The 10,332-nt window shown below is 28.9% G+C and carries 10 protein-coding genes, 1 tRNA gene and 1 rRNA gene; 6 read left to right on the forward strand and 6 right to left on the reverse strand.

Translation table 11 applies throughout. The features are described 5' to 3' along the window. Nucleotides 1-365 precede the first annotated feature (365 nt). Entirely contained in the window at nucleotides 366-830 is a 465-nt protein-coding gene (locus tag ABDZ93_RS07480) for a hypothetical protein (RefSeq protein WP_343825148.1), read from the forward strand. 58 nt (nucleotides 831-888) lie between these two features. Here the strand turns inward: ABDZ93_RS07480 and ABDZ93_RS07485 are convergent, their stop codons facing one another. Together ABDZ93_RS07485 and cysS are read right to left on the reverse strand one after the other, a co-directional pair. Next, entirely contained in the window at nucleotides 889-1,215 is a 327-nt protein-coding gene (locus tag ABDZ93_RS07485; protein WP_343825150.1) for a DUF1904 family protein, read from the reverse strand. 82 nt (nucleotides 1,216-1,297) lie between these two features. Further along, the gene (gene cysS / locus ABDZ93_RS07490) at nucleotides 1,298-2,704 is read right to left on the reverse strand and encodes a cysteine--tRNA ligase (protein ID WP_343825152.1); all 1,407 of its coding nucleotides are present in this window, start codon (nucleotides 2,702-2,704) and stop codon (nucleotides 1,298-1,300) included. Between the two features lie 528 nt (nucleotides 2,705-3,232). Here cysS and ABDZ93_RS07495 point away from each other — a divergent pair. After that, nucleotides 3,233-4,837 (forward strand): amidohydrolase, encoded by a 1,605-nt coding sequence (locus ABDZ93_RS07495; RefSeq protein ID WP_343825153.1) that lies wholly within the window; start codon nucleotides 3,233-3,235, stop codon nucleotides 4,835-4,837. A gap of 81 nt (nucleotides 4,838-4,918) precedes the next feature. Here the strand turns inward: ABDZ93_RS07495 and ABDZ93_RS07500 are convergent, their stop codons facing one another. Continuing rightward, on the reverse strand, nucleotides 4,919-5,296 hold the full coding sequence (locus ABDZ93_RS07500; protein WP_343825155.1) for a hypothetical protein: 378 nt from the start codon (nucleotides 5,294-5,296) through the stop codon (nucleotides 4,919-4,921). Nucleotides 5,297-5,488: 192 nt separating this feature from the next. On the opposite strand from ABDZ93_RS07500, the gene ABDZ93_RS07505 reads away from it, so the two are divergent. The 3 genes from ABDZ93_RS07505 to ABDZ93_RS07515 all read left to right on the forward strand — a co-directional run bounded on the left by ABDZ93_RS07505 (nucleotide 5,489) and on the right by ABDZ93_RS07515 (nucleotide 8,079). After that, the gene (locus ABDZ93_RS07505; protein WP_343825156.1) at nucleotides 5,489-5,716 is read left to right on the forward strand and encodes a DUF378 domain-containing protein; all 228 of its coding nucleotides are present in this window, start codon (nucleotides 5,489-5,491) and stop codon (nucleotides 5,714-5,716) included. A 193-nt stretch (nucleotides 5,717-5,909) separates the two neighbouring features. Continuing rightward, nucleotides 5,910-6,548: a DUF2284 domain-containing protein gene (locus ABDZ93_RS07510; protein ID WP_343825157.1), complete on the forward strand. Its 639-nt coding sequence runs from the start codon at nucleotides 5,910-5,912 to the stop codon at nucleotides 6,546-6,548. A gap of 85 nt (nucleotides 6,549-6,633) precedes the next feature. After that, nucleotides 6,634-8,079, forward strand: a complete 1,446-nt coding sequence (locus tag ABDZ93_RS07515; RefSeq protein ID WP_343825158.1) for an NADP-dependent glyceraldehyde-3-phosphate dehydrogenase — start codon at nucleotides 6,634-6,636, stop codon at nucleotides 8,077-8,079. A 50-nt stretch (nucleotides 8,080-8,129) separates the two neighbouring features. Here the strand turns inward: ABDZ93_RS07515 and ABDZ93_RS07520 are convergent, their stop codons facing one another. Beyond that, nucleotides 8,130-8,840: a lysophospholipid acyltransferase family protein gene (locus tag ABDZ93_RS07520; protein ID WP_343825160.1), complete on the reverse strand. Its 711-nt coding sequence runs from the start codon at nucleotides 8,838-8,840 to the stop codon at nucleotides 8,130-8,132. Nucleotides 8,841-8,960: 120 nt separating this feature from the next. On the opposite strand from ABDZ93_RS07520, the gene ABDZ93_RS07525 reads away from it, so the two are divergent. Continuing rightward, nucleotides 8,961-9,845 carry a ComEC/Rec2 family competence protein gene (locus tag ABDZ93_RS07525; protein ID WP_343825161.1) on the forward strand — a complete coding sequence of 295 codons (885 nt, stop codon included), beginning with the start codon at nucleotides 8,961-8,963 and terminating at the stop codon, nucleotides 9,843-9,845. Between the two features lie 84 nt (nucleotides 9,846-9,929). Here ABDZ93_RS07525 and ABDZ93_RS07530 read toward each other — a convergent pair. Beyond that, a tRNA-Asn gene (locus ABDZ93_RS07530) sits at nucleotides 9,930-10,004 on the reverse strand. 6 nt (nucleotides 10,005-10,010) lie between these two features. Continuing rightward, a 5S ribosomal RNA gene (gene rrf, locus ABDZ93_RS07535) occupies nucleotides 10,011-10,128 on the reverse strand. Nucleotides 10,129-10,332 lie beyond the last annotated feature (204 nt).

Below are 10,332 nucleotides of genomic sequence, written 5' to 3' on the forward strand. Positions count from 1 at the left end.
ACCTTTTTCTCTGTTTAATTTTCAAAGACCATTTGGTTTTCATTATCATCGATTACTTCCGACGACTTTTACTATTCTACTCGATAATTTATCCCATGTCAATAATATTTTCTATGTTTTTTATTTTTATTTAATAATATATATAACTTATGCCGTTTTATATTATTCTTAGACTTTCTTACTATAGATATTTTAAAACTAAACCATGAATTTATACTTCTAAGGATATAATTTCCTTCATAACTCTTTTCTCTATAAACTAATTATTTGTAGGCTTAGAAGTTTAAATGCTATATGAAATGAATAAATGTATACCCCAGTTAATATACTTTAAATATGAATTTTAAATTTCCAAGGAGTATTTTATGGAGGATATAAGCAAGATAGCTACTAGCATAGACAATTTGTCAGCATTAATATCATCTAGCCTTGATAAAATAAATGAAAGTTCTACAGAGTCTGTTTCTGATTCTAGTACTTTACTTTCTCTTAAAGATGAGTTGCTTTCTTTAACTGAAATTACTACTAGCTTAAATGTTCTAAGAACTCAACTTAACTTACTGACCCTTAATGATTATGAAGCTTTATACGTAACTAATTGTGTATCACCTTTACTTCAAATATTATCTCAGCTTTCTAGCACTGCTTATCTTAATATGGCTACAGCACAATTATTAAATAACTCTAATACCACTAAGCGAAAAACCTCTAAATTAAAGAAAGTTGAAAAAACAACTTACAAAATTCTAGATCAAATTAATTGTGTGTATCCTGTATTAGAATGCAGAATATATAACTTTATCAATAATATATGTAGGTGTGATGATTAAATAAAAAACACATGGAATTATTTTGAAATTCAAACCATGTGTTTTATTTTATTAACTATTAGAAATGCACACCATTTTCATAATATAATTTTTCTTGAAGAACGTGGAAAATCACATCTACAGTTTCATGTCCTAACCCTTTAATATATCTAGTAATTATCTCAGCTGCCTTATCTTGAACTTCCTGTCCTCTATCAAACCAGCTAACATCTATTATTGGATATCCATTACATATTTCACCATCTTTTACAAAGGTAGAATTTCTAAGTTCTATAGTAAAATACTCACGTGGACACTCTAATAAATCCTCTAATTCATCTATAAGTTTCTTACTAATACTTATTACTTCATCTTCTTTTATAGCTCTTAATGTTAAAATCGGCATAATCTCTTCCTTTCAAACCGTTTCAAATATAAATCCACTTAATACATTAAAGCCTAAGTGAATTTATTAAATGATATTAAATTTACTTTACTCTCCAAGTAGTTCCTTCTTTACTATCCAACACTTCTATATTCATTTCTAATAACTGTGCTCTAATTTCATCTGATCTTTTGTAATTTTTTTCTTTTCTTGCTGTATTTCTTTCTTCTATAAGATCATTTATAAGTTTCTCATCTACTTCAATAGCTTCTTTTTCAATAGTCATTAAATTAAGTGAGAAAACTTTATCAAAATCCTCAATTAGAATAGCTTTTTCTCTATTATTTAATGCACCATCTTTTATAACCTCATTAAGCACAGTAAAAGCATTGGCTATGTTTAAGTCATCACTTATTTGTCCTTTAAACTTTTCTTGATATTTACTAACAAATTCTTTATTTATACTATGGTTTTCAACTATATTAGTTAATATAATTGCTATCTTTTTCTTTAATGCCTTATAACCATTTTGAGCATCTTTTAGGCTTTCAAAACTAAATACCAATTGTTTTCTGTATTTAGATTGTAAGCAGAAATATCTATAATCTAGGGGACTAAATCCTTCTTCTTCAAGTCTAGATACTGTTAAAAAGTCTCCACTTGATTTAGACATCTTTCCACCATCTAACACTAAGAATTCCCCGTGAACCCAATAGTTTACCCACTTATGACCTAAAGCAGCTTCTGATTGAGCAATTTCATTTGTGTGATGAACTGGTATATGGTCTATTCCACCACAGTGAATGTCAATGTTCTCACCTAAGTATTTAATACTCATAGTTGAGCACTCTAAATGCCATCCTGGAAACCCTCTACCCCAAGGAGACTCCCATTGCATTATTTGATTAGAAAATTTAGAATTTGTAAACCAAAGTACAAAATCTAAAGGATTCTTTTTATTTGGATCTATTTCTATTCTACTACCTGCTTCTAACTCATCTATACTTAAATTAGCTAGCTTTGTATAATTTTCAAACTTATCTATCTCAAAGTATACATTTCCATTTGATTCATATGTGTAACCACTTTCTTCAAGTCTTTGGATAAATTTAATCATATCCTCTATGTGTTCTGTTGCTCTACATACCACTGTTGGTCTTTTTACGTTTAGCTTTTTGCAATCTTCAAAAAAAGCATCTTCGTAAAATTTTGCGATTTCCCATACTGTTTTATGTTCACGGCTAGCACCTAGAGCCATTTTATCTTCACCTTCATCTCCATCAGATTGAAGATGACCTACATCTGTTACATTCATAACATGCTTAACTTTATACCCTACATATTCTAAGGATTTTTTTAATGCATCCTCAAATATATAAGTTCTTAAGTTTCCTATATGAGCATAATTGTAGACAGTAGGACCACAAGTATACATTCCAACTTTATTTTTATTGGCAGGAATAAATTCTTCTTTATTTCTAGTCATGGTGTTGTATAAATAAAAACTCATTTCATGTCTCCTTTGCATATTTCTTATAACTAATGTTTTAATGATAATTGCTGTTCTGTAACTTATAAATTATCTATATAATATATACTTAACTATATTTATACTTTACATAACATTAAACTGTTCTTATTTTAAATCATATTAGTATAATATAAAAAGCCACAGAACCAACTGTAGCTTAAATAACGATTAAAATTTATATCAATTATTAATTACATTATTATAGCTCAGTAGTATCTTGTTAAATTATACATATATCACAACAGCAACAACAACATCTACACATAATAATGCTCTCCTTTAAAATAATTTATATTTAAATTTTATCATATAATAATAATTTTACAAGTTATATGTATAAATAATCCTGCAATTAATTTAATATTTCTTAAGAATTAAAACCTTTACAAAATTAAAAAAGGATTTTATATTATTTTAAAGAATAGATATATCTACGAGGTATTTCTCATTATATATTTTATTAAAAATACCTAAAATTTAAGTAAACTATATTAAGGTGGTGATTATATGTCTATAGATATATACGTTAATGGAAATGTTATATCCTTAGATAAAGATAATATTTATGAAGCCTTTGCTGTGAGAGATGGAAAATTTATAGCAGTAGGAAGTAATGAAGATTTACTATCATTATTTTCTACAGATGATTACAAAATCGCAGATTTAAAAGGCAATACTGTGGTACCAGGTTTTAATGATGCTCATATGCATCTACTTAATTATGGATTTCAAAAGACTGCAGTACAACTAAATAATTTGTCATCCATAGATGAAATGATAAGTGTTGTGAAGTCCTATATAGATAAAAATAATATTCCAAAGGATACATACATAATATCTAGAGGATGGAATGATAACTATTTTAAAGAACATCGACTTCCTAATAGATATGATCTGGATAAAATCTCTTGTGATCATCCAATTATATTTTCTAGAATATGTGGTCACATAGGAGTACTTAACTCAAAAGCTATTGAGCTCCTAGGCATAGATAAAATGCAAGAGAATCCTACTGGTGGTGCTATAGACAGAGAAAATGAAATTCCTACTGGAATCCTTCGCGAAAATGCTTTAAATATTGCTCTTAATGAGGTTCCACCAACTCCTGTGGATGAGATAAAATCTTCTCTTCGTAGCACCTTTCATGACTTAATTAAATGTGGAATAACCTCTGTTCAAACTGAAGACTTAACTCACTGTAGAAGTTTACCTAATTTAATTCAAAGCTATAAAGAATTAGAAGAAGAAGGCAATCTTCCTGTAAGAATAACTCTTCAACTCTGCCTTAATACTAATGAATTATTAGATGAGGCTAAAAATCTTGGTTTGAAATCAAAGGTAGGTAGTGATTTTCTTAAAGTTGGAGGTCTTAAGCTCTTTCAAGATGGTTCCCTAGGTGCTCGTACTGCAGCTATGATAGATAACTACGAGGATACACCTGATAATGGTATTAGTATTTATTCTCAAGAGAACTTAGATAGTTGGGTTTCTAAATGTTTTAAACAAGGATTTCAAATTATTATCCATGGCATTGGAGATAGAGCATGTGAAATGATATTAAATTCCTATGAAAAAATCTCTAAAGACACTGAGGATAATCTTAGGCCTGTTATAGTTCACTGTCAATTTACTAATGATGATTTATTGAATAGATTTAAGGAGATTAGTGTAATAGCTAATGTGCAACCAGCTTTTATTATGAGTGATTATCCTATAGTTGAAAAAGCTGTAGGCAAGGATAGAACTAAAGATAGCTATGCATTTAATTCTATGGTGCAAAAAGGCATTCCTGTAGCCTTTAGTTCTGATGCTCCCATTGAAAGTTTTAATATAATTGATGGAATCCATGGGGCTGTAAATAGAACTGATTTAAATGATAAACCTGAAGGTGGCTTTAATATTAATGAAGGTGTTACTGCCGTTGATGCGTTAAAAGCCTATACTACAGGTCCTAGTTACATGTCCTTTGACGAAGATGTAAAAGGCAAAATTAGAGTAAATTATCTAGCTGATTTTGTAGTTTTATCTCAAGATATAACTTCTGTTCCTAGAAATAAAATTAAGGAAACTAAAGTTTTAGAAGCCTATGTCAATGGACTAAAAGTTTTATAGTATATTTATATAAAAAATAAAGAAACGGATGCAAGTATTATTGAGTGCTTACATCCGTTTTTTATCTAATTCAATTATATTTTACTTATTATTGGAATTATTCTTAACTCTATTAGGTTTTGCTTTTGGTTTTATAACTATATCATTTTTCTTACTCTTAGGTTTATTATAAGCAGCCTTGGCAATTTTATTTTGAGTCTTACTCATAAATCCACACAAATCCCAGAACCATAGAAATAATATAACGAATATACCTGGTATTACATAATTTGTTACTATCACTGGTAATGTTGTAAATACTAGTGGTGGTACTACAAATACGATAAACGCCATTATAAGTACTAACCACTTGTTTATTTTTATTTTGTTAAATACAAATTTCTTTAGTAAAGCATATATACCTAATACTACAATTGAAAATAATATAATACTTCCTAAAAATATTAATACATTTTTCATAGAATCACTTCCTTAAATTCATTATAACTAAATAGTATTATATAATATATATTTATAAAAATGTACTTACTATAACAGATTTTTCATATGTTCACAAAATATTAATAATAATATTTTTTATGCTTTGGGGTTTAAAATTTATAACTACTGGTAATACTATCAACTGTAATCTATTTATAAGGAGATGTTTTTATGAAAGTATTAGACTCAATTGCACTGCTTTTAGTTATTGTCGGTGCTGTAAACTGGGGCCTAATAGGATTATTCCATTTTGACTTAGTTGCAGTTTTATTTGCAGGTTCTAGTGCATTCGGTGCTATAAGTACATTTAGTAGAATTGTTTATGCCATAGTAGGATTAGCAGGTCTTTATGCTATATCATTCTTTGCTAAGAGTAAATATACTGATGATGTGGAATAATTTCTAAAGCCGCAATTGCGGCTTTTTTTATTTTATTTTATAATTCCATAGGTTTTTTTGGCTTTTTAATTTATAATAGTTTAGATGGTTTTGTGATAACATAATATAGTTTTATTCATTATTTTTTATTTATACATAAAAAATGTTCTATACTTAACTATCCTATGATAAAACTTAGTTGAGGTGTTCTAAAATGATAAAATATGTTTCTTATAATGTGAAAAAATGTACTATAGATGAATTAACAAAGCATTACGCTCCAAAGATTATAAATAAATACTGTGAAAGTTGTAATAAATTTAATAAAGTATGGTCTTGTCCTCCACTAGCTTTTAGTGATTTAGAGTATGTTTCTAAATATAAATATTGTTATGTAATTAGTGGGAAAATCTATATAGACCAAATTCCAAAAGAAGAACTGAATAATATTGTTACTCACACTCTTAGCAAATATAGTGATATAAGTAATAATGCTGATGAATTTTCTAATATCTTTAATGGACTTTATTATAGTTTTAGAGAATTTAATGATAATAAAGTATTATCATTGGAATCTTATTTTAATGATAGTACTGCTCTTTTTTCTGGAAGATGCTTAATTTGCAATAACTGTTCTCGTAGTAATAACATACCTTGTATATTTCCAAGAAAGTTAAGATATTCTTTAGAAGGTCTTGGTTTTGATGTATGTGGAATAATTGAAAATATTATTAATGATAAAATTCAATGGAGCAGTAATTCAACACCAGAATATGTAACCTGTGTTTCTGGATTGCTTTCCAATTTAGAAATTTCTGAAGAAAAAATTTTAGAAATATTGCATAGCAACTAAAACTTAATATTTTATTTCTAGTATTTAAACTCACCTCTTTGATAATAATATTATTAAATAAAATTATGAAAGAGGAGGTTTTTCTTTGTTCAAATGTGTAAAGAAAGAAAATCATTACTGTAATCTAGTAAATGGTCAATGGATGACAACTGAAAATACTATAGATATTTTTTCTCCTAGTGATAACTCATTAATAGGTACTATACCTCAAATGAGTCAGGCTGATGTAGATCAGATAATAAAGTTTGCAAAAGAAAGCCAAAGTTCTTGGAGTGATATGCCCGTTAGTAAACGTTCTGAAATTTTACATAAAGCCGCAACTCTACTAGAAGAAAATTGCGATGAATTATCAAAAGTCCTTATGATGGAAATAGGAAAAGATATCAATTCGTCAATTTCTGAAGTAAAGCGTACTGCAGATTTTATAAGATTTACTGCAGACGCTGGGAAAAATCTAGAAGGAGAAACTATCGCAGCGGATACTTTCCCTGGATTTGAAAAAAATAAGATGAGTCTAGCCCAAAGAGTTCCTATCGGCTTAGTTCTTGCCATATCACCTTTTAATTATCCAATTAATTTATCAGCATCTAAGATTGCTCCTGCCTTAATTGGTGGTAATAGTGTTATTCTTAAACCCCCAACCCAAGGTGCTGTTAGTGCTCTTCATCTTATTAGGATTTTTCAAGAAGCAGGTGTTCCTGATGGAGTATTAAACTCTGTTACTGGTAAATCTTCTGAAATAGGTGATTATCTTGTTACTAATGACAATATTAACTTTATCAACTTTACAGGTTCCACAGATGTAGGCAAACATATAGCTAAAATTGCTGGTATGGTACCTATGATTATGGAATTAGGTGGAAAAGATGCAGCCATTGTACTTAAAGATGCTGATTTAGATGATGCAGCTAGAGAAATTGTTTCAGGGGCATATAGTTATTCTGGTCAAAGATGTACAGCTATAAAACGTGTATTGGTTACAGAAGATGTTGCCGATGAGTTATCCTCTAAAATCTTGGGTCAAGTTAAAAAACTCACTATAGGTTCTCCTGAATCTGGAGCTAAAATCAATCCTTTAATTGATAAAAAATCTGCTGATTTTGTTGAAGATCTAATTCAAGACGCCTTAAATAAAGGTGCTAAATTACTCCATGGCAATAAACGAGATGGTAACTTAATGTATCCAACTCTCTTTGATATGGTTACTAGTGATATGCGTATTGCTTGGGAAGAGCCTTTTGGCCCCGTACTACCTATAATTAGAGTAAAGGATAAAGATGAAGCAATTGAAGTTGCTAATAAATCACAATATGGCCTTCAATCTAGTGTATTTACTAGAGATATTAATGATGCCTTCTATGTAGCTAACAAATTAGAAGTGGGAGCTGTTCAAATAAACAATAAATCTGAGAGAGGTCCAGATCACTTCCCATTCTCTGGTGTCAAGGCTTCTGGTATGGGTACTCAAGGTATAAAATATAGTATTGAAGCTATGACTAGACTTAAATCAATAGTATTAACCATCGATTAAATTTAATTTCATAAAAAAGCTTCAAAGAAATCTTCTTTGAAGCTTTTAATTTATATATTTTCTTCTAACTGTCTTGCTATTATCTCTCTACATATTTCAGACAAATTTGCTTTTTCATCTTTACTCAAGTCCTCCATATAAATTGGTTTATGGAAAATAATTTGAGCTCTTAAATTTCCTGACTCTCCTTCTAAACCCTTATAGGTTCCATCTACTGTAATTGGTATCACAGGTACATTAGCCTTAACTGCAAGTTTTAAGCTTCCTTTTTTAAACTCACTTACACCCTCGCCTCTACTCCTTGTACCTTCTGGAAATATAAGCATAGATCTTCCACTTTTTATTATTTCTATAGCTTGGAGAATTGTCTTTAAACCTTCTCTACCATTTTCTCGATCCAAAAATACACATCCTAATTCCTTCATCCAATAGGATATAACAGGTACCTTCTTCATTTCAACTTTAGCTACAGCTCCTGCAGTATCTTTTATATTCATCATTATTACAGGTATATCTAGCATACTTTGATGATTTGATATATAAACACAGGTTTGATTCAATAAATTTTCACTACCTATAACTTCAACTTTTAATTCAGAATATTTAATTGTAGAATCAGCCCAATCCTTCTCTAAGTTATATAAATATTCTTCTCTTTCTTCTTTCGTTAATTTATTTTTACATATTGAATATGTAATTCTTTTAATGGCAATTTCAAGCATTTTCAAAGAAAATTTTATTCCAAATCTTAATTTTCTCAACTAATTCACGTCCTTTTTAATGTTTATATTTAATTATATCAATAATATGCATTCTAGTGAAGTATATGTTTAATTTCTGTCAATACTTTAGCTATTAAATATATTGCTTAAGGAGATTTTATGAAGATTTTTTTCAAAAGAAATAGTACCTTATTTATATTATCTATAATAGTTTTTATTGGATTTTTCCTATTAGGTTATATTAGTAAAAATAATGTTAATCCTAAATTAAAAGATTCAGAAACAAAGATACATTTCATAAATGTTGGTCAAGGAGATTCTATTCTCATTGAGAACAATAATTTTAATATTTTAATAGATAGTGGACCTAATAGTACTAAAGACACTTTAATTTCTTATCTAAAAAAACATAAGATTAAGAAATTAGATTATGTTATTGCATCCCATCCCCATGAGGACCATATTGGTTCTATGGACGATATAGTTAATAAGTTTAATATAGAAGAGTTTATTATGCCTAAAGCTTTAACTACGTCTAAGGACTTTTCTAACTTAATAGAAGTACTTAAAAATAAAGGGCTTACAATAAAAAATGTTACTGACAATTTTAAAATTCAACTTTCAGAAAATAGCTATATAAATTTTCTATGGACTGGTAATATATCCGATGATAATTTAAATAATCATTCTATAGTAATAAAATATATAAATAAAAATACCTCCTTTTTATTTACTGGAGATATGGAAGATGAAATTGAAAATATTTTATTATCTAGTAAAAAACCCTTAGAATCTACGGTATTAAAAGTAGCACACCATGGAAGCAACACCTCATCTTCTAAACCATTCCTAACTAAAGTAAATCCTAAAATATCTGTAATAAGTTGTGGTATGGGAAATGATTATGGTCATCCTCATAAAAATACTTTAGCGACATTAAAAAATCTACATTCTAAAATACTTAGAACTGATATAAATGGCAATATTATAATTAAAACAAATGGAGATGGATTAGTGATATCTACTGAGTTCGAGGATATCTAATATCTAATTAATAGTTATGTATAACATTATCTTAAAATATATTATCAAAAAATAAAAAAAGCCTTACTTTGTAAGACTAAAAAATGGCTCCGCGAAGAGGATTCGAACCTCCAACCTATCGGTTAACAGCCGAGTGCTCCACCGTTGAGCTATCGCGGAACATTGACCTGGCAACAACCTACCCTCCCACACAGCTTCCCATGCAGTACTATCGGCCTCTTGATGCTTAACCTTCGTGTTCGGTATGGGAACGGGTGTATCCATCAAAAGCATAATTACCAGATTTATTTTGTCGCTATAAGCTTCATATTACTTCGTCAACTTCCTTCGTTGCGGTGCTCATTTATGTTTATAAACTCTGCTCCTCACTCAGTCATTTCCTAGTACTATTCGCTTCTATCGCCAAAATCAAGTTAAGAAAACAATAATGTTCTCTCAAAATTACACAGTGAAATTATTTCGTCATTATTTAGATCAAGCCCTCGAC

It is taken from the genome of Clostridium subterminale (assembly GCF_039521425.1).
GTDB lineage: Bacteria > Bacillota > Clostridia > Clostridiales > Clostridiaceae > Clostridium_J > Clostridium_J subterminale.